The 23,457-nt window shown below is 43.4% G+C and carries 22 protein-coding genes; 5 read left to right on the top strand and 17 right to left on the bottom strand.

The genetic code is table 11. The features are described 5' to 3' along the window. Positions 1-32: 32 nt before the first annotated feature. Positions 33-593 (bottom strand): cysteine hydrolase family protein, encoded by a 561-nt coding sequence (locus tag MSG38_RS03765; protein WP_248401022.1) that lies wholly within the window; start codon positions 591-593, stop codon positions 33-35. Between the two features lie 89 nt (positions 594-682). Between MSG38_RS03765 and MSG38_RS03760 the strand changes: the two genes are divergently transcribed. Further along, positions 683-1,639, top strand: a complete 957-nt coding sequence (locus tag MSG38_RS03760) for a helix-turn-helix domain-containing protein (RefSeq protein ID WP_248401021.1) — start codon at positions 683-685, stop codon at positions 1,637-1,639. 64 nt (positions 1,640-1,703) lie between these two features. On the opposite strand, the gene MSG38_RS03755 is transcribed toward MSG38_RS03760, so the two are convergent. From MSG38_RS03755 to MSG38_RS03745, 3 genes are all read right to left on the bottom strand, one after another. Further along, positions 1,704-2,864: a multidrug effflux MFS transporter gene (locus MSG38_RS03755; RefSeq protein WP_065677369.1), complete on the bottom strand. Its 1,161-nt coding sequence runs from the start codon at positions 2,862-2,864 to the stop codon at positions 1,704-1,706. A gap of 309 nt (positions 2,865-3,173) precedes the next feature. Continuing rightward, complete coding sequence (locus MSG38_RS03750) at positions 3,174-3,554, bottom strand: hypothetical protein (RefSeq protein ID WP_076676346.1); 381 nt, start codon at positions 3,552-3,554, stop codon at positions 3,174-3,176. 155 nt (positions 3,555-3,709) lie between these two features. After that, positions 3,710-5,422: an RluA family pseudouridine synthase gene (locus tag MSG38_RS03745; protein ID WP_151407759.1), complete on the bottom strand. Its 1,713-nt coding sequence runs from the start codon at positions 5,420-5,422 to the stop codon at positions 3,710-3,712. A gap of 293 nt (positions 5,423-5,715) precedes the next feature. On the opposite strand from MSG38_RS03745, the gene MSG38_RS03740 reads away from it, so the two are divergent. After that, positions 5,716-6,168, top strand: coding sequence for an NUDIX domain-containing protein (locus MSG38_RS03740; protein WP_004729933.1), 453 nt, complete (start codon positions 5,716-5,718; stop codon positions 6,166-6,168). A 17-nt stretch (positions 6,169-6,185) separates the two neighbouring features. Here MSG38_RS03740 and MSG38_RS03735 read toward each other — a convergent pair whose 3' ends face one another. From MSG38_RS03735 to MSG38_RS03690, 10 genes are all read right to left on the bottom strand, one after another. Continuing rightward, positions 6,186-6,623 (bottom strand): bifunctional diaminohydroxyphosphoribosylaminopyrimidine deaminase/5-amino-6-(5-phosphoribosylamino)uracil reductase RibD, encoded by a 438-nt coding sequence (locus MSG38_RS03735; protein WP_248401020.1) that lies wholly within the window; start codon positions 6,621-6,623, stop codon positions 6,186-6,188. A gap of 156 nt (positions 6,624-6,779) precedes the next feature. Beyond that, positions 6,780-7,334: a nucleotidyltransferase family protein gene (locus tag MSG38_RS03730; RefSeq protein WP_248401019.1), complete on the bottom strand. Its 555-nt coding sequence runs from the start codon at positions 7,332-7,334 to the stop codon at positions 6,780-6,782. Beyond that, positions 7,334-7,621: an antibiotic biosynthesis monooxygenase gene (locus MSG38_RS03725; protein ID WP_248383947.1), complete on the bottom strand. Its 288-nt coding sequence runs from the start codon at positions 7,619-7,621 to the stop codon at positions 7,334-7,336. The genes MSG38_RS03730 and MSG38_RS03725 overlap by 1 nt, the downstream gene beginning before the upstream one ends. 958 nt (positions 7,622-8,579) lie before the next feature. Next, complete coding sequence (locus tag MSG38_RS03720) at positions 8,580-9,437, bottom strand: hypothetical protein (RefSeq protein WP_248401018.1); 858 nt, start codon at positions 9,435-9,437, stop codon at positions 8,580-8,582. Then, positions 9,437-10,291 carry an ABC transporter ATP-binding protein gene (locus tag MSG38_RS03715; RefSeq protein ID WP_248401017.1) on the bottom strand — a complete coding sequence of 285 codons (855 nt, stop codon included), beginning with the start codon at positions 10,289-10,291 and terminating at the stop codon, positions 9,437-9,439. The genes MSG38_RS03720 and MSG38_RS03715 overlap by 1 nt, the downstream gene beginning before the upstream one ends. Continuing rightward, complete coding sequence (locus tag MSG38_RS03710; protein WP_017060587.1) at positions 10,288-10,659, bottom strand: GntR family transcriptional regulator; 372 nt, start codon at positions 10,657-10,659, stop codon at positions 10,288-10,290. The genes MSG38_RS03715 and MSG38_RS03710 overlap by 4 nt, the downstream gene beginning before the upstream one ends. Before the next feature lie 223 nt (positions 10,660-10,882). Further along, complete coding sequence (locus tag MSG38_RS03705) at positions 10,883-12,628, bottom strand: EAL domain-containing protein (RefSeq protein WP_248367219.1); 1,746 nt, start codon at positions 12,626-12,628, stop codon at positions 10,883-10,885. 835 nt (positions 12,629-13,463) lie between these two features. Continuing rightward, complete coding sequence (locus MSG38_RS03700) at positions 13,464-13,943, bottom strand: type II secretion system protein (RefSeq protein ID WP_048608977.1); 480 nt, start codon at positions 13,941-13,943, stop codon at positions 13,464-13,466. A 251-nt stretch (positions 13,944-14,194) separates the two neighbouring features. Further along, on the bottom strand, positions 14,195-16,201 hold the full coding sequence (locus MSG38_RS03695; RefSeq protein ID WP_248367216.1) for an EAL domain-containing protein: 2,007 nt from the start codon (positions 16,199-16,201) through the stop codon (positions 14,195-14,197). 114 nt (positions 16,202-16,315) lie between these two features. Further along, positions 16,316-16,873, bottom strand: coding sequence for a hypothetical protein (locus MSG38_RS03690; protein WP_248401016.1), 558 nt, complete (start codon positions 16,871-16,873; stop codon positions 16,316-16,318). A 532-nt stretch (positions 16,874-17,405) separates the two neighbouring features. On the opposite strand from MSG38_RS03690, the gene MSG38_RS03685 reads away from it, so the two are divergent. Together MSG38_RS03685 and MSG38_RS03680 are read left to right on the top strand one after the other, a co-directional pair. Then, entirely contained in the window at positions 17,406-18,095 is a 690-nt protein-coding gene (locus MSG38_RS03685; protein WP_048617038.1) for a response regulator transcription factor, read from the top strand. Beyond that, entirely contained in the window at positions 18,088-19,437 is a 1,350-nt protein-coding gene (locus MSG38_RS03680; RefSeq protein ID WP_248401015.1) for a HAMP domain-containing sensor histidine kinase, read from the top strand. Before MSG38_RS03685 ends, MSG38_RS03680 begins: the two co-directional genes overlap by 8 nt. 145 nt (positions 19,438-19,582) lie before the next feature. On the opposite strand, the gene MSG38_RS03675 is transcribed toward MSG38_RS03680, so the two are convergent. Beyond that, complete coding sequence (locus tag MSG38_RS03675; RefSeq protein WP_050633186.1) at positions 19,583-20,119, bottom strand: GNAT family protein; 537 nt, start codon at positions 20,117-20,119, stop codon at positions 19,583-19,585. Between the two features lie 227 nt (positions 20,120-20,346). Here MSG38_RS03675 and MSG38_RS03670 point away from each other — a divergent pair, with 227 nt between their 5' ends. Beyond that, positions 20,347-21,612, top strand: coding sequence for an HD-GYP domain-containing protein (locus MSG38_RS03670; RefSeq protein WP_048608967.1), 1,266 nt, complete (start codon positions 20,347-20,349; stop codon positions 21,610-21,612). Positions 21,613-21,746: 134 nt separating this feature from the next. Here MSG38_RS03670 and MSG38_RS03665 read toward each other — a convergent pair whose 3' ends face one another. Next, positions 21,747-22,196 (bottom strand): PTS sugar transporter subunit IIA, encoded by a 450-nt coding sequence (locus MSG38_RS03665; RefSeq protein WP_017070990.1) that lies wholly within the window; start codon positions 22,194-22,196, stop codon positions 21,747-21,749. After that, a complete protein-coding gene (locus MSG38_RS03660; RefSeq protein WP_048608964.1) occupies positions 22,193-23,449 on the bottom strand; it encodes a PTS ascorbate transporter subunit IIC in 1,257 nt (418 codons plus the stop codon). Before MSG38_RS03660 ends, MSG38_RS03665 begins: the two co-directional genes overlap by 4 nt. Positions 23,450-23,457 lie beyond the last annotated feature (8 nt).

Below are 23,457 nucleotides of genomic sequence, written 5' to 3'. Positions count from 1 at the left end.
AAAACCGCCCATGTGGACGGTTTTGAGCTTTACTAAAGTTGGCTTTCAAGTTCGCTGGCTGTCGCGACATTGCTGTAACCAAAGCTCAATGCGGCCATGAACGCTGCATGGACATGCGCAGCGGGAACCTTAATACCGTTGAATTCCATGTCTAAGGTTGTGCAAGCATCATGCGCTACGTGACATTCGTAGCCTAAATCGGTTGCTGCACGAGTCACCGCATCAATACACATGTGGCTCATTGCGCCAACGATGATCAGTTTCTCAATGCCTTGATCTTTTAGCACCTTGTTCAGTTCAGTATCTTTAAAGCTATTGATTTGATGCTTTACGATAACAGGTTCACCCTCTAGCGGAGTCACGCTGTTGTGGATTTGAGCACCGTCTGAATCTGGTAAGAAGAAGGGTGCTTCATTGGTTGGAAATTCATGGCGCACATGAACGATTGGTAGTTGCTTGTCTCTGAAAGCCTGTAATAACTGAGCACCTTTTTCGGCTGCCTTTTCTGTTTCAGACAGTGCCCACTTTGCACCCTCGTATGAAGGGAAATAGTCATTTTGAAAGTCGATAAGTAGTAATGCAGTGTTCTTCATAGTCTATACCTTTGTATTTGGTGTGTTGCGGTGTAGGGATATTATGAATACTCTGTAGTTTTTATCGCACGTCAAAAATGACAGACTCTATGGCAATAGTGACAAAATCAGTTGTGGTCGAAATCATCGACTACCCAGGCTCTTTGCAAAGTGCCGTGTTTGGAGTGAAAGAGTTTCTTCAGTTGGCGAATAGCATTGAGTCTTCCAATGAGCAGGTTCAGTTTCATGTTGAAATTAAGCCTCACGACGACTTGTCTATGTCGACCAACGGACCACTTGAGAACTCAAAGGCTGACATCATTTTAGTGCCGCCAAACTTAGATGGCAGATACTACCTAGAGCCAGATGAAGGGCTGTTGGACTACCTTGTGCTGTCTCATCAACGTGGGGCGATCCTGTGTTCTGCTTGCGCAGGCGTGTTTATTTTGGCGGGAACGGGTTTGTTGCAAGGACGAACCGTGACAGCGCATTGGAAAGCGCAGCAACAGTTTTCGGAGCAGTATGCTGAGGTCGATGTTGATGTCGACAAAATCTTGATCGATGACGCTGACATTATCACCGCAGGTGGTTTGATGTCGTGGATGGATCTGGCTCTGTTTATCCTGACTAAATACACAACACCGACCAATACTCGTAATCTCGGTAAATACCTAGTGCTTGATACGGGCTTGAGAGAGCAGCGCTACTATCAGAGTTTTGTGCCGAATTATGCTCACGGCAATGACAAGATTGTCTCGGTACAGCGCTTTATTCAAAAGCATCATCATCTCCCTTTGTCGCTCGATCAATTGGCAGAAGAAGCCTTCATGACTCGAAGAACATTTATCCGACAATTTACCAAAGCGACCAGTTTTACGCCTATCAATTATATCCAACACGTGCGTATCCAAAGTGCATGCGAGTTATTGGAAAGCTCCCATAAACCAGTTGAGCAGATTAGTTATCTAGTTGGCTATGAGGACGTAAACAGCTTCCGAAAAGTCTTTATGAAAATCATAGGCTTAACACCATCAAGGTTTCGCTCTAGATTTCTATCTGAGGAATGATTTTTATTAGTCACCATTCCTCAGGCTTATCGACTGGTACTGTCAGTGATTATCTTGGAGGGGCTTAATTCAGCTTATTAGTCACGAACTCTTTGTTTCTGACCATCAGCCACATCAGGCCGCCTAGCGTACCGATGGATAATTGGATAAAGCCTAGGTTTTCAATCAGTGACTCTGGGCGGATTGAAACTAATACCATGCCAAGCGATCCACAAATCATGCTGAAGAACTGAATCAGTGCGACGGCAGAGCCCGTATCATGATCTTGTTGGTTCAACATCAAGTTGGTACCCGGTACTCGCATGATGATCGCCATCAGTGTCGCTGGTGCAGCGATGAACATAAAGAACCAAGGGGACAGGTCACCAATGGTTAGGGTGAAGATTCCGGCAAGCGCCAGCAGAGCAAAACATCCTGAGATGACCTTTTGAACCGGCATTCGGTAGGACAACTTCATGTAGATTGTTGGACCAAATGAGGCACACAATGCATTGAATGCGAACGCGTAACTAAACTGTTGTTCGGTCAATCCAAAGTGATCGATGTAGATATAAGAACCCGCCGCAAGAAAGCCCATCAACGCCATCGGTATGATAGAGAAAATGACCAGCAGCTTGACGAACGAGCGGTTTTTCATGACCACGCCCATTCTTCCCCATGAGCGGAATATAGAACCTTGGTATTTGTTTTCGAGTGTTTCTCGGTAGCAGCAAGCTAATACTGACGCAAATGCACCAAAAATGGCGAGCGTGACAAACATCATTCGCCAAGAAGCAATTTTCAGTAGAAAGGCACCAAATACAGGCGCAACCATTGGCGCGATGATCACCAGTGACATGATAGTCGCCATGATCTTTTCACGTTCTCGGCCGTCATAAAGATCTTTGACAATGGCGGTAGCGATAACGGTGATAGCACTGCCAGCAAAGGCTTGGAATACACGAGCGCCAATTAACTGTTCGATGCTATTGGTCATCGCACACAATATGCTCGCGACCATATAACCCGCTAATCCAATTAATAGGATCGGCTTACGACCAAATTTTTCGCTGAGCGGCCCCCAGAACAAAAGACCGATGGCGTAAGTAACGAAGTAGCTGCTCAGGGTTAGGTTGACCATTGATCGGTCAGTATTAAACACCTCGACCATCTGCGGAAGCGCAGGTAAGTAAAGGTCGATGGTCAATGGAGGGAAAGCACTTATTATGACGAGAAAAAATAGCATACCGATCTTTCCCAGTACTGGTTGTGGTCTCTTCAAGGTGGCTCTCCGTTGTCCAAGATAGGTTTCTAATTGATGTGATATTGATATACAGAAGACTAAGGCACGTCAGACAAGAAGGATAGAGTCGTTCAAGAATATGGTGAAAGTATCGATGAACTTATTTCTATGAGTCCGAATCTACGAAGTCGGTCTGCGCACTGAATTGTATTACAAAACATTATTACTTTTATAGCTAACGAGTTCAATCAGTTAGTAGCAGGGTGGCTTGTAATCGCCAAAGACACATTGTAATGATTATCGACTTGCTTGTTATCTTTTCTTTGGCCGTTTTTCGACTAAACCGTTACGCTCTAAACCGCGTCTAACACTGCTGCATAGCTTACCAAAACGGCGCAGTTCTTCGAAGTTGGGGCCTTGGCCAATTGAAATACTGTGCTCCCAGTACATCAACTCACTGTCGACCATCTCTAGTAGCTTCTTAGAGCAACCCGAGCAGTTTCCTTTTGGCCCACAGATAAACGTCTCCGACTCATAAAGAGGGAGTTCATTTTTAACTTCTTCAATTAGGCTCAGCATTGCTGAATTTAGGTCTGGCTTTTTGTCTGTGAGTGGTTTCAAGCTTAGTGCTTGCGAAGCGATCACGGAAGAAGTAGTTGTGTTGGGTTGTATATTCAAAGCAGCTGATGACATATCAAAGGCCTCAAGGAGAGAAGAAGGTGGGCATGCTACTCTTCACAACAAAGTGAATCTTGATGTAGTGCAATAAGCGTTGAGATATACCCAAAAGAGGTAGGAGCCACAAGCGGTGTGACTCCTTTTTTAAAGCTCGATACTAATGAGAGATTTTAGAATTCAGCGTCGAACTGGAACTCCATCCACTCTTTGGTGACTGGGTGGTGCAGTGCAAGTCTTTCTGCGTGTAGGTGCAGTCGGTCGGCTTTATTGCCATATAGGCCATCACCCACGATAGGCATGTTGAGCCCTTCTTGGTGTGAACAGTGAACACGTAACTGGTGTGTGCGGCCTGTTTTAGGGTGCAGGTAAACCTTAGTGGTTTGCTCGTTTCGCTCAATCACTTCCCATTTGGTTTCTGCAGGCTTGCCGTGTTCGAAGCAAACGATCTGACGAGGGCGGTCATACAAGTCACCACGCAATGGCAGTCGAATATAGCCTTCATCTTGGTCTAGCACACCTTCAATCATTGCGACATATCGCTTCTCAACTTCACGAGTAATGAACTGCTTCTGTAAGCTTTTGTTCGCACGCCGTGTTAAAGCAAATATCAGAATGCCAGAGGTCGCCATATCCAAACGGTGGATAACAAATGGCCCTTCAACATCTTGGTGCATTTCTTGAACGCGTGTGTAGGCCGAGTCTTTAATGTTTTTACCCGGCACGGATAGAAAACCTGCTGGTTTGTGTACTACAACGATGTGTTCATCTTGGAACAGGATATCGAGGTCTTTTCCTTCTGCTGGGTTCTCTAGCAATGGGTTTGGATCCACCTCTAGGCCTTTCATCATATGGCCTAAAATCGGTACACATTTACTTTGGCAAGACGCGTAGTATTTCTTGTGTTTACGGATTTCAGACTTCGGTGAGCGACCCCACCAAAATTCAGCCAATGCCAGCGGTGTGTAACCGTTCAAATACGCGTATTGCAGCAGCTTGGGCGCGGCACATTCGCCAGAACCCGCTGGTGGTATCTTGTTTGGTGTGTCTTCAAAGATCTGGTTGAGATCCTCAATGTTTCCTTCCGCATTTTGGAAAGCGTATTGTGAAAACAACTTGTGTTGAAGCTGATGAGAAAGGAGTGCTCTTTGCTCTTTGAGTTCAGCTAATTGATTAGTGAACACATCAACTTTGATTTGTAACTCGTTTAGGATCTGTTCCCAGTTGAGCTTTAGGTACTTCTGCTGGTTCTTGTCAGCAACACTGGCCTTGTTAAGCTCATTATTCAGTTGTTCGAAGGCTTGTTCATCAAGGTTTTCTTTACCTTGTTCGCGTTGTTCTTTACGTGTTTTTCGGCCTTCTATAATCAACAAACGTTGCGCTTCGATCTCCTGTTCTGCCTGTGCTTTCTGTTGTGCTAACTGTTCACACAATTCAAGGTATTCAGCGTTTGCTTGCAGCGCTTTAAATTTCGCATTTACAGCCATCATGTCGGCTGTGTCTTGATGGAAAAAGCTATCGCTGCTCAACATGTCGAATACGGGCGGCACAAAGTGAGGCAGTAGGTTTTGGTCGGCGATTTTACCTGAGAAAGCAGAGAAGTAACCCAATTCACCTTCTGGGCTTCTTACTAACAACACACCAAACATTTTGCCGCGACCAGCGTCAGAATCTAGCCCGAAGTCATGCTGCCAGTCGGTTTGAGTTTCTAGATATTGTTGAAGCTGATGAGAAGCGATTTCACACAGTGCGTGTGGTTCATAATAGAACGGGAAGGTGAAACGCTCAGGCAACGAATATGACTCGATCGGCTGTTGAAAGCGAGTGAAGCAATGCTCAGGTGTGTGGCTGTTTTCTGAGTCGTGCGTTGGTTTGGATGAGTGCATATTGTCGTCTTACTACTTATATCGTGGTGATAAATGGTTGTGAGTCTACTGTGTATGTTTAAAGGCTTTAAACACAGTACAAGGCGGCGATTCTACTCTTTATCGAAAAGCGCCTCAAATAAGAAATGGCTCTATTACTGGATAGCTCAGCGAGATGGTTAACACTGAACCCATGAGCTATGGCTTGAACTTCATTAATTGATGAGTAACTTCTCGTTTTTAATCATAGAAGGTAACTTCACAAACGAAGGGTGGTAGCCTTGCCGCCCTCTTGTTCAACCTAAGGTAACGTTATGATTCCACTCAATACTTCGATTGTATCTGGTGTCGCTATTTCAGAGATCGACGGACAAATGAAAATGCTACTAATGAAGCGTGTGAAGGGCGAGTTTTGGTGCCATGTCGCGGGCTCGATTGAAGCGGGAGAAACAGGCTGGCAGGCTATCGTGCGCGAGTTTGAAGAAGAGACCCAAATTAAAGTGGAAGCTTTGTATAACGCGCAGTTTCTGGAGCAGTTTTACGAGGCGCACGTGAATGTGATTCAGCTAATCCCTGTCTTTGCAGTGCTATGCCCACCCAACCAAGCGATTGAACTGAATGACGAACATACAGAGTACTGCTGGTGCGATTTAGAGGAAGCGAAAGCACTTGCGCCGTTCCCCAACCAACATGCCGTCTACGATCATATTTGGTCATACTTTGTCGATAAGCCAGTCAATCCGCTTTACCGCGTGAAATTGAACTAGCACTGGCTGTTTAAGATCTAGGAATTACCAAGGTAAGGGGTTAAAAAGGCGCTTACTTGCGCTTGGCATAACCCCACATCCACCTTCACGCCGTGCGATTCAAGGATCGCAACACCACGGCCATTATTGCGAGGGTCAGGGTCTAGCATCGCCACCACTACGTGTTTTACACCTGCTTTAACCAATGTATTGGCGCAAGCGGGTGTTCTGCCGACAAATGAACATGGCTCTAAAGTTACGTAAGCAGTAACCCCTTCCATTTCTCCGTCCGTTTTGTCGTTATAGTTATTGAGCGCTTCAACCTCGGCGTGGTTTCCGCCGACTTTTTGCGTGTATCCAACAGACACCACCTTATCGTCTTTCACCAAAACACACCCTACTGGCGGGTTTGGTTGGCAATCAGGTAAGGCTTGGCGCGAAGCTTCGAGTGCTTGCAGCATGTATTGTTGGTTCATGGTCGTTACTCAGTATGACGAGAGAGCATAGCAGTTAGTCGCCACGCGTGGTTGATGAGTTGGTTAATTACTAACTTAATAAGCTAACAAGTGGGGGCATGTTCGATCTGATTGGGATTTTAGTCAATGGTTTTAGCATTTGAACTCGCCCACTAGTTAACTGTGACTAATCGTTAACTTAGGCCACTGGGTTAGCCAACCTTTGGATTGCACTCTTTGATCAAAGATATCTCGGTTACGTTTTGAATTGGGTGTGATTTGCAAATCAAACAAACTCTCTAAACCAAAAGACGAAATACACTCGACGTCTCCATTGAGGCTTTGCTTTACGGCGATGGCGGTTTCTTTCTCTGGCCAGTAACTCATCGCATCCAATGAGCCTTGGTAAGGTTCATCCCCATTTCTGGTGTGCATGGAGGCTTGATTGCGAACTTGCCAATTCAGTTCGGGTAACCGTTGTTTAAGCGGAGCCTCGAATCTAAGGTCCGATTCGTAGGAGGTATCAATAGGGTCAAAGTAGATCACATCAATATCATTGAGTGGGGTCGGGAAGGCATAACCATGCAGGTGATCCCAAACGAGGTTTCTCACAAAGCCCGCAGCAACATAACACTGCGGTAAATCCAACTGAGCGACACAGTTTAAAACCTGCATTCGTAAGGGATCTTGTTTGATCAACGTGACGATGCGCTTGGCTAGCGGATGTATCATTATGATGTCGGAACATCGGTGACTTGATAATGACGAGTCACGTTCTTGGAGATTTCTCCCCATTCAGAGGCTTTTACTCGCTGTTGGTGGGCTTCGAATGCTTCTCGGCTAGTGAATTCTTCATACACTTCAAAGCGATTAGGTTGAAGTGTGCTTTGACTGACTCGAAACACAATACAACCAGGTTCTTCCAGTGTCAGTTCTTTGTGCACAGCTAAGGCTTGTGTGACGGCTTCTAGATCGTTGTCTGGCACTAGAATATGCCCTTGCAGAATTACTTTACTCATAATTACGTCCATTTAATTACGTCTATTTAATTTGGTCCATTACGGATTTTTTCTATCAAAAGCTCTATCCGTTACAAACATAATCCCATTTTGATGTTGTGACGTATAGGCTAATGTGGCGATTATTTGCTCACATTGAATGCATCTGTAGTTACACCGTAACTTTAAGGCGATGTAATCAATAAATGACAAGACACTGGAACTAAATCCGTGTTGGTCCGGTCTATTAAATTAGTATCATTGAACTGTATTGATACTGAGATGAATTTGTCATCTGAGAGAACTAACCTTAATTTTGAACAGCGGCTCATAGGATTGAATTGAGCCATAGTTGATATCTAGGTCATACTTTGATGTAAATGGTACTCAAAACTCTATATATTTTGTGATTTGTATCATTGATCTGGGCATCAAACACCGTTAGATTCGAATGGTTGGCAATAAAAATAGCTCATGAAGAGCAGTTAAAGAAAAGGAAATATCCCTTATGAAAAAAATGAGAAGAGCACAGCTTCATCGCGTTCGTATCCAATACTGGAAAGACACGTCAAAAGAAGCATCAAAGAAATAAGCTTTAAATCGTAAAGCTTTAAAAGCTGAAAAGCTTAATAAAATGTAAAACGCAACAAACTGATTTCATTAGCACTCTCAAGGACCTTCATCTGGTCGGCGACTAACGAAATCATCCCCAAAGAGCTGGCAGGCATTAACAACAATGCAATTCAATGTCAGCTCATTAATACCTCCTCTAAGTTTCCCTTCGTTTGTTAAACCTGTTCTCCAAATTAAAACTTGTTTGTTCCTTGTTCCTTGTTTCTTGTTTCTTGTTCCTTGGTTTCGCATCCCCGTATTCGCTAACGTCTTGATAATAAAAAAGCTCCCGATTTCTCAGAAGCTTTGATTTAGATTTTGGTACCTGATGTGACTGCCCGTTAAAGGCTCGTGCTTAGGATAGACTCTAGCGTTGGAACAGCGTCTTTAAGCTCACATCGTCCGTCCTATTTAGTTTTAGGCTCAGCAGATAACCGCCAACGCCAATCAGCACGTAAATACTTAACGATAAAATCGGCGCTTCAGCAATCGCGCTGAATGGGTTGCTTGCTGTCAGTACCTTCATTGGCAGTGATGCGATGAGAGATAGGAAATCGTTGATGCCATAGAACCCAAATACAGCGACAGAGAGGAACTTAATCGCATAGCTTGAGATAAAAATGACAAGCAATGGAGAGTTCACCAGTTGCGAAATCGCTAGGGTCACAGTTGCCAGTGGTAGTAAAACCAGTGCAACTAACAACATTCTCCCAAAGAATACGAGCCAGTTGCTCAGCACGTACAGTAGGGATTGCTGCTCAACCAGTAGCGCCAGTTGTTGCTCGCTAGACACGTTCAATATCCAGAATAGGAAGTCGGCGAAAAGCACAAGCAACGCACAGATTGCCGGAATAACCACTAAACCGAAGCCGAGTTTCACGCCGTGAGTCATTGCGTTAGATACTGGCATACTTCTCCAAAACATCGAACTGCCTTCTTGGCGCTCTTTACGCAGCGTTTTAGGGATGTAAAGCGTCGATAGGATCAGTGAAATAAGGCCCGCGCCAAAGTAGATCACTGAATTGAGGTCTTGTGCGAACTCTCTGTGGATGTCGCTCACGTCACCGTTCACTTGCATTTCGAAGAAAAACTCATGCTGCGCTGCGCCATTGAAGAACAGACTAACGAACAGCAAGAAACCACATAACGCGACAAACAGAGGCAATCGAGTGTTAATTTTGTGCTCGATGAGTTCTTTTTCTAGCATGTAAAAACTTGGATGCATTATGCCTTCTCCGTCTGTGTTGCAAGGAATAGGTCTGCGAGACCAACGTTATAGATGTTACCCAGTGACTCAACCTGCGCTTTGTATTGGCCTTCCAACAACCACTTAGTGGTGCCTAGGCCGGATTGTGAGGTGAGTGGGTTGAGTTTCTGTATCTCGCTTGAATGGTTATTTGCGACTTCGATAATGAAATAGTCGTCTTCGATGTCTTCCATGCTCTTTTGCAGCACACAATGGCCTTGTTTTAAAATCAGAACATCCGTTAATAAGTGTTCAATCTCTGAAACCTCATGGCTAGCAATGATCATGGCGCGTTCGCCGTCGTGGAACCACTCAAGTAGATGGCGATAAAAAGTATCGCGGTACAGCAAATCTAGGCCAAGCGTAGGCTCATCTAAGATCAACACTTGGGTGTCAGTCGCGATGATGATCGCAAGGTGAAGTTGTACCTTCATTCCCTTAGAAAGTTGCTTGATAGTCGAAGAGAGCTTGATGTTGGTGCTGCTTAGCGTCTGCTCTGCTTTTTGTTTATTGAAGCTAGGGTGTACACCTTGGGTGTATCGAAGCAGTTGCTTAACGGTCATCCACTCGGGTAACACGTTAACGTCTGAGATGTACGACAAGTGCAGCATGAGTTCTGCATGCTGGTGGATAGGGTGGTAGCCATTAACCTCTATCTCACCTTGATAGCTGTGTCCGCCAAGCAGTGATTTGATCAGAGTCGATTTACCTGCGCCATTGTGGCCTAGCAGTCCAAGCACTTGCCCCGGTTTTAACTCAAAGCTGATGTTCTCGACACCCACTTGATTTGAATAGGTTTTGGTTACGTTTTTCACGGAAAGTAAAGTACTCATGACTTGTCCTTTATATGTTGTGCTAGCTGTTTCACGAGTTCTTCGACACTCATATCAATGATGCTTAGCGTCTCAGCGATGGCTGGGATTTGTGTGTTGATGAATGATTGGTGTGCAGACTCTTTCAATTTTTGAAGTGCCCCTTCGGCCACATACATGCCTTGGCCGCGTTTTTTCTCTACCAAGCCTTCATCCACCAGTAGCTGGTAGCTTTTCATGACAGTAAGGTGGTTGATCTTGAGATCGGCGGCAACCGCACGCACAGAGGGCAATGCTTGTAGCTCTAGCCAAACACCCTGAAGAATTTGGTCACTGATCTTGGCGGCAAGTTGCCTAAAGATCGGCTGGTCGTCTTTCCATTCGGTCATAATTAAAACTGCATGGTGATATACATGTGTATAACACTAACCTATTTATTCGAGTTGGCAAGGATTTTATGAAAATGCATCGTGTATTTTTATGTTTAGATAAAGCATGTTTGGTGGAGAGGACACTTGAAGCCTACATCCTTGTAGGCTCTCAAGCAGCTGTATGAGCGATGATTATTTGAATAGGAAATGGTTGCTCATCAAGATTTCTATTAGGCTAGGTCTATTGCTCCTTTGAGTCATTAGGCCTGCTATACAGGTAACCTTGATGTAAGTTATAGCCTAACTGACACAAGATATATTGCTGCCTACGCGTCTCGACACCTTCATAAATCATTGTGATATTTGATAGGCGTCCAATCTCCGAGATATTAAGTAATACACCCTGATGGTGCTCCCCTGACTCGATATCTTTAACAAAGCAGCGATCCAGTTTTAGATAGGTAGGAGAGATGACATTGATGATTTCGATGTTGTTATTACCCGTACCAAAGTCATCCAGTGCGATGGTGATACCAAGCTTTTTGATATCCTTAATGTTATCGATAACCTCACACCCATAGCCAATGTTCGAATATTCAGTAATCTCCACGACAAATTCATTCGCTTCCATCGCGGCTAGATGCTCTCTGAGCCTTGCGAAGTTTGACCCTACCAAAGCACTCGGGCACACGTTGACACCATAGATCTCATGGCTGTTGTTTAACTTCGCTTTTCTAACCGTCTCGATGAGCAAAATTGTATGAAAGGTGAGTAAATTGGTACGTCTCATGGTGTTGATGAAGCTTAAAACGCCAACGTTACGCACACGAGATAACAACTCGTAATAGAGAACGCTGTTGTCTTCGGTGTTGATGATCGGCTCTTCTTCAAAGGAGATGTGTTTCCAACGAAACAGGTAGATCACAAAGCCCAGAATATAGGAGCGATAAAGCAGGGTGGCGAGTATCAGAGAAAGTGCAATCCACAGCGCAACTATATCGTCACTGTAGAAGGTGATGGTCGCACCGGTTGGCAGGGATGTTTGATAGATAGATTTACTTTCTTCGCCAAGGTTTAGGATGTAGTAACCATTCTTCTGGATGGAGATAGAATCGACTAACAGAGGCAATAATGAGTTCTTGTATCGAGCTTCGATAGAGCGTTTAGATATTCGAACAATCATCTCGATGTCGTGTTCGGTATCTATGAAGCGTGAATAGGCAAAATCAGCGCTATCGTAGAAGTCGTCTACCTGATCGAGCTCTATCATCTTAGAACGTGTTTTTGAGATATAGCATGAGCCATAAGGTGTGGTCATGACGACAGAATCAAGGTTGAGCGAGTGCCTTAGCGAGTGCACAGCCCCGTGGCTATCGCAACCGTAGTCCATGACTTCGGCTGCAATATGTTTGGTGTTCTCACTGTATTCATTCGCAATCTTCGTCGTATAAAGGATTTGGAAAAAGTAGACAACGAATAGGAAAAAGGAAGAGATGGTGAACACGGCTATCAGAGCCTTGATCAGCTCTCGATGATAGGTGTTGAACATCAGTTTCAACATCTCGAACTGGCTGGGCTTGAACTGGTTGATGTCGTACTTTGGTGCGATACGGTTGGTTGAGCTTTTATCGAGATCGATAAAGTAACCTACCTTGTAAAGGTTAGAGATAAGTTCGCTATTATTATCAACCTTCGCTTTTTTACATAAGCTTCGATATTTCTTTCTTATAGAAGCAATAATGTTTTTTAACGCGTATAAGCTAAACTCTTCGTCAAAGTGTAGTTTAAAAGATTCTTCAACATCTCTTGCAGATTGAGGGTTTGATATTGACGAGTGTTCAATAAGATATTTGAAAACAAAACTCTCTTTACTATTAAGAGTTTCCTCTGATATCTTATTACTGTCTCTTTTTATGTATATTTTTTCTTCATTGTAGATTAGTTGCAAGCTCTCATTATTGTTATTTATATTGAAAGAACAGTGCATAGCTCAACTCCTAAGCGATAGTTATTATATTTTTGTGATGGATATGTGATGGCTGGGATTTTCATTCAACACAAGAGTTCGATCTAAATAATATAACCAAAATGTCACCATTTTCTCTCAAGATGTTGATACTAATCGCAGAATTTGGGCTTTAATGAAAGGTTATGGAGATGTTCACCCAAAAGTTGAATTTATAAATGAAAGCCAATGATTTACAAGGGGTAAGGGGGATTTATCCATTTGTTTTGGTATTTATCCATTTCACAGCTTCTACGCGGTAGGTTTAGCGACTGAATTTAGAGGTTTCTAATGTAGCTTTTGATGGTATTCATTCAGATTATCGATGTGTCAGATTTATCAGAATTTTTCAGGATAAAATTAAATTATGTCAGTTTATGTGATATTAATATAATTTAATTTTATTATTGGTTTGGTGATTAAATTAAATTGGTCAATGATAGGATTTATTATATTTGTTGAATAATTGACTTTAATTTATTCTCTTACGTATTTTAAATGATGAAACTTTAAGGTGGGATATTTAAAATAGGGAAAGGATGATTTTTATCATGAGGTGTTGATTAAAGGATTTTAATGGGATTATTATTGACACATGTATCAAAAATGTGTCCATGTAAATATTCATCGGCTAGTGATGAAAATAAGATATGAATGAGGTTGGTGTTATACCATGAGCACTACCTAAAAGTGTAAGCAGTAACAAGTTAGATCAATTAGTGTTATTTTTGAGTAAATGTTAGCGCAACCACATGATATTCAAAGATCTGTTGCGATATCTGTATGCTAACTATGAAAGCATGCAATCGTTGAGTATTTAACATGCACCATCAAGCACCACGATTTGTGGTTCTTTTTCTGGCTGATAAAGCACCTGACAAAAGTCTCCTTCTGGCGAATAGGTGTAGTTTTCGGTGTCGAAAGAGATGGCGGCTACTCTTTCTGCATTGCTGCCAGAGTCTACTTCTTTGTTGATAACATGAAGCTCTGTTGCGTCGATATTGAGCAGTCTTCTTAGCGAATCAACATAGGCGATTGGATAGCCGTGGCAGACGTAGTAGGTCTCAATCTCCGTCTTTTCAACATAGTTGCACTCATCCTCAACGCCAGCAATTGCTGACTTCGCGTAGATCATATCGATACCCGTGCGAAGGTTACCAGCCACATCGTGTATTTTGCTCGCCCGAGCACTTCCTTGAACGTCTAAGAACTTGACCATAGCTGTCGCCGAAACGACCGCTAAAATTAATACAGAGATGATGAGCTCTAAGAGAGTGAAGCCGTTTTGTCTGTTCATGGTTATCGATTATTTGCTCTGCTAAAGGGACGGAATGAGGGTAATCTAAATACCAAAGTCATTACAGTTAGTACGTATAATGGTTTGGTGTTTTATTGGGTGAATTTCTAAGTGATTTTCTTTATAAACAATAGCTTAGTTTCTTTTCTCTTACTGTTAAACGCTATGTAAGCATACGTAAGCGTGCACACCCACAGCAGCCGATTGTTTACGAAACATTAAAACGACTTAATTTATTGATAAATAAGTCTTTAATTGTAGGATTGTCGACCACTCAAAAACTGACTTTCGACTTCATTTGAGGGAATTGGCTTACTAAATAAAAATCCCTGAAGATACTCGTATCCACAATCGATTAAGAACGCTTTTTGCGTTTCGGTTTCGACACCTTCAGCAACCACTTTTAACCCCAATTTTTCACAGATAGCGTGGGTGGCTTGGACAATCGCTTTGCTCCCTTTATGTGAACCGTGGACGAAGCTTTTATCAAGTTTTACGGTGCTAATTGGTAAGTCATGCAACATCGACAGTGACGAGTAGCCTGTACCAAAGTCATCAAGGTGAAGTTCAACACCCAATTTAGAAATATCGCTTAATGCTTGCCTGACTTCACCGTGCTTGAAGATCATGGAAGATTCGGTGATCTCAAGGGCGATGCTTTGAGGTTGGATATTGTAGAAGTTCAACATTGCTAATAGCTGCTCGGCAAAGGTAGCGTGCATCTGAATACTCGAAATATTGATACTCATCATCAACTCACTATCAAACTCACGTTGCCATACTGATAACTGTTTTAGTGCAGAGTTAAGAACCCATTTCCCGAGCGGTACAATCTGTCCAGTCTCCTCCGCTAAGCTAATAAACTCATCAGGGCCGATGTTACCTAGCTCTCTATCTGACCATCGAAGCAAGGCTTCAAACCCTTTCACCTTGTCGCTGTTGGTGTTCATGATCGGTTGATAGTGAAGGTTGAGATCGTCTTTTTCTATGGCGCGTGCCAGTCGGTGGCGGATCTCTACTTTGCGATGCAGGGTTTGCGCTAAGTCTGGGGTAAACGTTTGGAAGCGGTTTCGACCATTCGCTTTTGCAAGATGCATCGCCATGCCTGCTTGCTTTAGCAATGTTTCTTGGTCAACCGCGTTATCAGGGAAATGCGCAGTACCTATGCTGCAACCGACAGACAAACTGCCGATGCCTCTGATATGGAAACTTCGGTTTAATGCATCAATGATACGAGAACAGAGTAGTGGGATATTTTGATTTCGACAGGTGTGGGCAATAACAATGAATTCGTCGCCACCAAATCGCCCGATCATGCATTTCTCATCAACCAACTGTTTAAGGCGTTCACCAACCTGTTTGAGTAGTTGGTCTCCGACAGTGTGCCCATAAGTGTCATTAACTAATTTGAAGCCATCAAGGTCGACAAACATCAATTCAAACGGTGAGCGATAGGCAATGCTGGTTTCTAGAAGCTTGGTGATCCCACGGCGATTATAAAGCTCCGTTAAACAGTCGTGTTCAGCGTTGTACCTGGCTTTTATCAGTTTCTCTTTTTGCTTAGTTGTACAGGTTAGGTTTAACAGCAATTCGCTTTTATCAAAGAGCCACTTTCCTTGCACATCAAAGTGGTGTGTCTTGCCATCTATTTCGCAGCTGACTTCTTCTAATATCTCTCGGCCTTTACGCACGGTAAACAGCCATTGTGCTGCTCTCTCTTCACTCGAAACGAATTCGGATAGAGTGCTAAACGGTGAGCCGTAGTTGTGAAAAAATGCGGAGTTAGCACTCACTACGCTTCCCGATTTATTAAACAGAAGGGAGAGGTTTGCACCATCAGAGCAAGCGAGGTCGTGCCTTAAGCTTCCTTCTTCAGCGACGACTTGTACCAACATACCCGTTCGACTATCGTGCAATGGGATCCCAGAAAACAGACATAATGCACGCTTCGAAATGTAGTTGGGAGTGAAGTTCCACCATGTCTTGATGCTTTCGTTGCGTAGAAATTGCCTTTGGTACTCTTCCAATGTCGCTTCGATTGCTTTTGACATCTCGACACTAAAGTCGCGAGATGTCAGCTCAAATAGAGATTCAGACTCCCACAGAGGAAGGGCGCTGCTGTTTGCCCAAGTTATTCTCTTATTATCAATGTCATATATCCAAATTGGACACTGGAGATGCTCGAAGGGTTGATAACTTGTCATCATATTGAACTCGGTGAACTGATATTTTGGTCGAACAGCAACCACCGAAATCATGTGTTCGGTGGTCGCGTCTCAAATTTAATTCTGGCCTTTAATCGCATTAAGAAGCTGTTTTGAAGAACCGTAATGATCTACAGAACAGCAAAGTGCTACAGAAGAAACAGCGTGTTAAAGGTTCAGTGAGCGGATGATTTTGGTCAATTTACCTTCAGGGGTACTTTCGACGACGTAGCCTTTCTTATCATCAAAAATCTCTCCGTCGATGAAGTGCCAACCATTTGGTTTTTGGATGATCTCTTTAGGAAAGTTCTCATCAAACATAGAGTGGTTTGGATAGACCGTTTCGATAGCTTCAAATAATAGCTGTGCTTCATCTTGGTTGGTCACCACGAACTCTTCTTTCAGGCACATCGTCAACTCAGGTAGAGGTTGAGTGGTGAAGGGTTCTGTCATCGAGCCCAATACACCGTTATGTGCGTAAAAGCGGTATGAGCCAGAACTACTCTCGCTTCCGTCTGGTGACTTAATGTAAGGCGTTGCACTGTAGAACTCACAGTTGAAGACCATCTTTTGAATAATGCTGCTTTGTGGTGTTACCTGAATGTCTATCCAAGAACTGACTTGCGCTTGAATCTGGTTCACCATTTCTTGTTTATTGGTGTCTGCCATGACTGGTGTTGAAACTAAAGCGGTGGTGGTCAGTAACAGTGAAAGCGTTTTATTCATCTTAAAATGGGCCCTGTGGAAGTGATTATTGCGTAATGTTGAATCTATTCATTAATTGGGTAAATGTTACTTTAAGAAGGTATTTCTTAACAGGATCTACCTCACGATGAAAAATGGAAAGCTCTGAGTGTGGGTCTAGGTAATCGATTACCTTTACTTGTAAGTCTATTTGTTTGAATTTTTAATCTAGTAAAATTGAGATTTGCAGTGCTATTAACTGTTATGTCATTGGTGTATGGATAGTTGGTTTGATTGGGTTTTGTAAACACCTCAAATGTAAGTGCGCGTAAGAAAATAAAGCAAATGTAAGCGGGCGGTAGGCGATTAAAACACAGCAAATAATGTGCTCTGAAGGAGAAAACCTTGATAAACCAAGGCGCACCGGTTGTTGCTTCTCTATTTTGTAAACGTGTATGTACAAAAGTGATTACTATGTTTTGCGTACGGTAAATGTAGGGCTCTGATCGCAATATTGATGATCTATGACCAGTATATATACTGCCCTCGCTTTTAATAAATACTGGTGATAGGAATGTCGAAAACCAAAGTGCTCATTGTTGAAGATGACCAAGAGATAGCTCGTTTAACGACGCTTTACCTCGAAGCCGAAGGTTACAATGTTAGCGTTGTTCATGAAGGGAACTTGGCACTTGAAGCAATTCGCAGTATTGAACCTGATTTAGTGCTGTTGGACTTGATGCTTCCAGGGATGAGCGGTGCGCAGATTTGCCGTCAAGCCCGTGAGTTTTACAATGGAATGATTTTAGTGCTGACGGCTTCCGCCGATGAAATGAGCGAGGTCAGCTTGTTTAAATTTGGTGCGGACGATTACGTTGCCAAGCCGATTCGTGGCCATGCCTTGTTAGCGCGAATTGAAGCGTTATTGCGTCGAGCGGCTCCCGTAACAACTGCGCAAGAAACTACGGCTGAAAAACAGTGCGATATTGTAATCAACAGCTCTGCTCAAAGTGCCACGCTCTATGGCCAAAACCTCAAGCTTACTTCTGCTGAATTTGAAATCTTAAACCTTCTCGTTAATAACATCTGTCAGGTCGTGACTCGAGACCAGTGCTGTCAGCTATTTAGAGGAATTGATTACGCGTTTAATGATCGCTCGATTGATATGCGCGTGTCTGGGTTACGCCGAAAGCTGCGCATTCACGCAAAAGACAAACAGTTGATTCGTACGGTTCGCAACAAGGGATACATGCTGGTTGCGTAAGTTCATTGCTACGAAGCTTCGCTCGGTTTCGATGTTTGCTCGCTTATATCTTGGGATTGTGACTGGGATGTCGGCAACGATATTTTTGTTTTTGAACCTTGGTGAAGGGCACATGCGACGCACCGAGATCGAAACCTTTCTCAATGATGGCATCTACTTTGCGGAGCAGTATGTTCGTCAACATAATCAAGAAAACTCACTCTATAAAGAGCTCGATAGAACAGGCTACCAACAATTTTATATCTTCAATTTACGCCTGTTGGAGAATTGGTCGGGCGAGGCGCCTTGCCAACAATGTGAGCTATATACAACCTTAAACGGTGTGCCGATATATCTTAGTGATGACAACCTCTATTCGGCTGTGTTTCAGCTACCAAACTCTAAATTTAGCTTTGGGTTCAGTGAGGTAGGGGACTTCTTCTCTCCTGACATTGAATGGTATGAAGACTCAGAACGACACTTTTTGTTAGGGCTGTTATTGGCTGTAATCGTGGCGATTGGAGCAAGTGTTTACTTACCTGTGAGGCGTTTTCAAGAAAGAATAGAGTTGCTCGTCGAGAAGCAGAAGCAGTTTGGTAAGGGCAAGCTTAGTACTCGATCTGACATGGACGACATCCATCCTGTTTCTGATCTGGCCAGCAGTTTTAACTTCATGGCTGAAGAGATTGAAAGCAAAGTAAAACAAAGTCATATCTTCGCTCAAGCTATCCCACACGAAGTGAGAACTCCGCTAAGTCGTATTCAGCTGGCGACCGATATCCTAAGAAGGGGAGCACCCGATAATCATCAGGTTCTTTTCGATGATATTGATACCTACATTGAGGATATCAACGAACTCACGTCAGAAATCATCATGCTGTCGAAGTTGAATGTCATGGATAACTCTTTCTTTGAACTCGTTAAAGTGACCTCCGATCTTCGTGAGTATTGCCTAGACCGAATTCGTTACTCGAAACTAGAGAATGCCACCTTTGACTCTAAGGTTCAGAAAAACTGCACGATAAAATGTGACTGTTCAATGGCGCGCTTGGTGTTCGATAACGTTCTCAAGAATGCGGGTAATTACACACAAGACCAAGTGTGGATGACGTTAGATGAAAACTCAGAAAACTGGCTGGTGGTGATTGAAGACAATGGTTCTGGAATACCGGAGAATAAGCGTGATGAGGTATTTTTACCGTTCTCTCGATTAGATTCAAGCAGAACGTCGACCACCGGTGGATTGGGGTTAGGCCTCGCGATTGCTCTATCGGCGGCTAAAAAGCTTTCTTGGGATATCAAAATCGACGACAGCAACCATGGTGGTGCCAAGTTCAGTATCGTGATTCCAAAAATCACATAAGCTGTAGCTTTAAGAGCTGTTCAGGCTCGTCAAATAACAAAGCCACGGACTAATACCGTGGCTTTTTCATATTCCGATTTACAAGCGAGTGACTTTTTAGTTACTACTGCTTAGAGCTTAGAGCTTAGAGCTTAGAGCTTAGAGCTTAGAGCTTAGAGCGATGAAGGCCATAAATAGCGTGGTCAACGATGCGACCATTCAAATTCTCGTTACGCGTGATGATACCTTCTAACGTGAAATGTAAGCGCTCACAAACCTTGCGGCTGCTTTGGTTACCGGTTGCTGCTGATATCTCTACCTTTTCCATATCTAACTCATTGAAAGCAATATCAATCAGCTTCTGGACAACGCGCGTCACAATCCCCTTTCCTTGGTATGTCTCAGATAACCAATAACCTATGGTCACCTTTTGCTTATCATGATCAATGGTATTGAAACTACAGTTACCGACGACCTTGTCTTGATACACGATTGCACAGGTCATGCTTTTCCCTTCCGCATAATCGTGTAGCGAGCGTTGGATGAAGATCCTAAAGTCTTGCTCGGTTTTACAATGTGGCGGCCACACGAGCCATTGGCTTAGGTACTCATTCTGACTTTGTGAGATTTCCGCGTAGTGAGAAGCGAAGCTCTCTTCAACCAATGCGATGGAGAGTTCGTTGTCGATAACCGTTTTAAACATGTCTTTCCTTTTCTTATGGCTGCTTAATTTAAGCGAATCTTAGTCGGCAGGCTATAATGTCGCATGATTTTTAATATGCAACCACTTGTAGCACGAATTTTCCGTGATACGTTAGATCTATCACGAAACTCATTAAACCTTACAATAGTTGTGTATATAATCATTAGCTATGCATTAGTATTAGCGGCCTAAATATATAAAAACTATAAAAATGCTAGGCTTAAATAATGAATCAACATTGCCAGGACGTGACCGTGGACCTAAGGAAGGCTCTATTCGGTATTGCTAAGGCGCTTGATAACGTCGGTTTCGAAAGTAAAAATCATGGACAGAGAGTGGGCTACATCGCGTATCGATGTGCTCTGAGTGTAGGGTGGGAAGAAGAGCAAGCGCAGCTCGCGTTTTCGTTAGGCTTGATTCACGACTGTGGTGTCTCGCAAATTGATGAACAGCTCAGCTTAACGTCTGGGTTTGTACCTGACTCAAGCTACCACCATTGCCAAAAGGGCTATCAAATCTTAAAAGAGTGCCCGGTTCTTTCTATATTCGCTAAGCCGGTGCTTTATCATCATACTCCGTGGTCTGAACTAAAGGCTATTCATATCAGCGAGTTAGAAAAAGAGTTGGCTGCCATCGTGATGCTTGCCGATAGGGTCGATTATTTATACGGCATAACTTCTTCTGATCGTTATGGAAACCTAACACCCGATGGCAAAGCGAGCATCATTGAACGTTTGACTGAACAAGCGGATGAGATGTTCGAAACCAACCTTGTGCAACACATGTGTGAGTTGGTTGATTTAGATGATTTCTGGTTTTCTATGGAGATCCCATACATCGAGAACATGAGGGATAATTTTGAGCCTGTGCCATTCTTCTCACAACAGATGTCGTTGGATGAGACGGTGGCCTTTGCTGAATTTATCGCTAACGTTGTTGATACCAAAAGTTCGTTTACCTTTAAGCACTCGTTGAAGGTTGGGCAGCTCTCTGAATACCTCGCCAAACAGCTGGGTTATTCCTACACCACTCAGCGTAAACTCTATCTGGCTGGGTTGGTTCATGATATCGGTAAACTGCAAACCCCTAATGACATTCTGCATAAGCCGGATTTACTTACTGAAGAAGAGTATTGCTGTATTAAACGCCATGCAACGGACACTCGATTCGCACTGCAGGAGTTGTTCAGTTCACCTCAGGTTTGTCAGTGGGCATCTAATCATCATGAGAGATTGGATGGTTCGGGTTACCCAATGGGCAAAACGGCGGAAGAGCTGGATCAACCCAGTCGAATTGTTGCTGTGGTGGATGTGTTTCAAGCGCTAACTCAGTCTCGCCCTTATCGTGCAGGTATGACGTTAGAAGAGACTCTCGCTATTTTGACGGACCACGTTGATAACTTTAAGTTGGATCGAGAAGTGTTTGAGTGCCTTAATAAACACGCGCAATATTGCTTTGAATTATCAACAGACAAACGAATGTACGCGTTTTAACGCCATTGAATGCTTTCGAGGTGTGATGCCTTAACTCATACTCGATGAGAAATGACCAAGCACCAAAAACAGAAAAGCGATAGCCGAGGCTATCGCTTTTTTCATGGGGGCTTATCAGGATCTTTAGATCGAGATTAGTATCGTTTTAAGATCTCGATGATCGCTTGCTCAGTTTCCGCTGCGATGATGGCATCAATGTCATCATCATTTTGGAACAACTCTGATAGCGCCATAATCGTATGGATGTGGCTATCTGAGTCCATCGCCGCCAGAGTAATCGAAAGGTAAACGTCACCGTTGTCTTCTGACTCTAAATCAACACCCTTCTTGAATACCGTTACTTGCAGTGATGCTTCGTTCACACCATCTTCAGGACGAGCATGAGGCATCGCAATCTTTGGTGCCAGAACATAGTACGCGCCAATGTCCTTGTGTTTTTGCTTGATAGCTTCAACATAGCTTGCTTCGATTTTGTTGCTCGCTAGCAGTGTTGAACAGGTCACATCTATCGCAGCATCAACCGTTAGGTTCTCTTCAGAGTTGATGATAACGCCTTGGTTACCAATTAAATCGAATAAGCTCATGAAACAATCCACCCTAGGATAAGACCAACAACACCGAAGTCGAAGTCAGCAAACGTTGTCGCTTCAAGACCAAGGCCACCCAGTACAGGAAGCAGTAGCATTGGTAGGAAAGAGATACACAGACCTTGCGTGAATGAACCGAGAATTGCACCACGTAGACCGCCTGTCGCATTACCGTAAACGCCTGCTGCACCACCTACGAAGAAGTGTGGAACTACGCCAGCTACAATGATTGTCCAGCCAAGTGCACCTTGAACTGCCATTGCTAGTAGACCAGCAGCGAAAGAACAAAGGAAACCGATAAGTACCGCGTTTGGTGCTACAGGGAATACCATAGGGCAGTCTAGAGCAGGTTTTGCGCCCGGTACGAGTTTGTCAGAGATACCTTTGAATGCAGGAACGATTTCAGCTATCAGCATCTTCACACCTTGCAGTACGATGTAAACACCACCGGCAAACACAAGAGACTGCATGAAGGTGAATACTACCCAGTTCTGACCGTTTGATACTGTTTCAACAAAGTCACCGCCAGCAACAATTGAAGCAAACATAAAGAAGATGGCCATTGTTGTTGCTACAGCAACGGGCGTATCACGCAAGAACATTAGGCTCTTAGGTACGTTGATGTCTTCTGTTGATTTTGAAGTGTCACCAAACTTGCTACCAATGTAACCCGATACTAAGTATGAGAACGTTGAGAAGTGACCCATCGCCAACTGATCAGTACCCATCACTTTCTCTGTGTATTTTTGAGCAAGTGCAGGCATGATAACCATCAGTGAACCCACAATGATCGAGCCGATTGCAACTAGAGCAGTGCCTTCGATGTTAGCTGTAGACAGGATTACCGCTACCAGCATAGACATGAACATTGTGTGGTGACCCGTTAAGAAAATATATTTTAAAGGAGTAATACGAGCCAATAAAATATTCACAACGAATGCGAAGAACATAATTAGAGCCATTTCATAACCGAATGCTTCTTGTGCTAGTGCAACAATTGCTTCGTTATTTGGAATAACACCACTTACGCCAAATGCTTCAGTAAATACAACTGAGAAGTTATTTAGTGCACCAACAAGAGCGCCAGCACCAAAACCTAAAATTAGGAAACCCATTACGGTTTTAATTGTGCCTTTTAGAATGGTAGAAACATCTGCTTTTTGTGCAACTAAGCCAATAAAAGCAATTAAACCTACCATGATCGCCGGCTCTTTTAATAAGCCGAGCATGAACTCGAAAAAGTTTTGCATAATTTTGA

Origin of the sequence: Vibrio sp. 1CM24A (genome assembly GCF_023161725.1) — a bacterium.
GTDB lineage: Bacteria > Pseudomonadota > Gammaproteobacteria > Enterobacterales > Vibrionaceae > Vibrio > Vibrio coralliirubri.
Note: the sequence above shows the minus strand (reverse complement) of the source record. Positions and strands in the feature narration are given on the sequence as shown.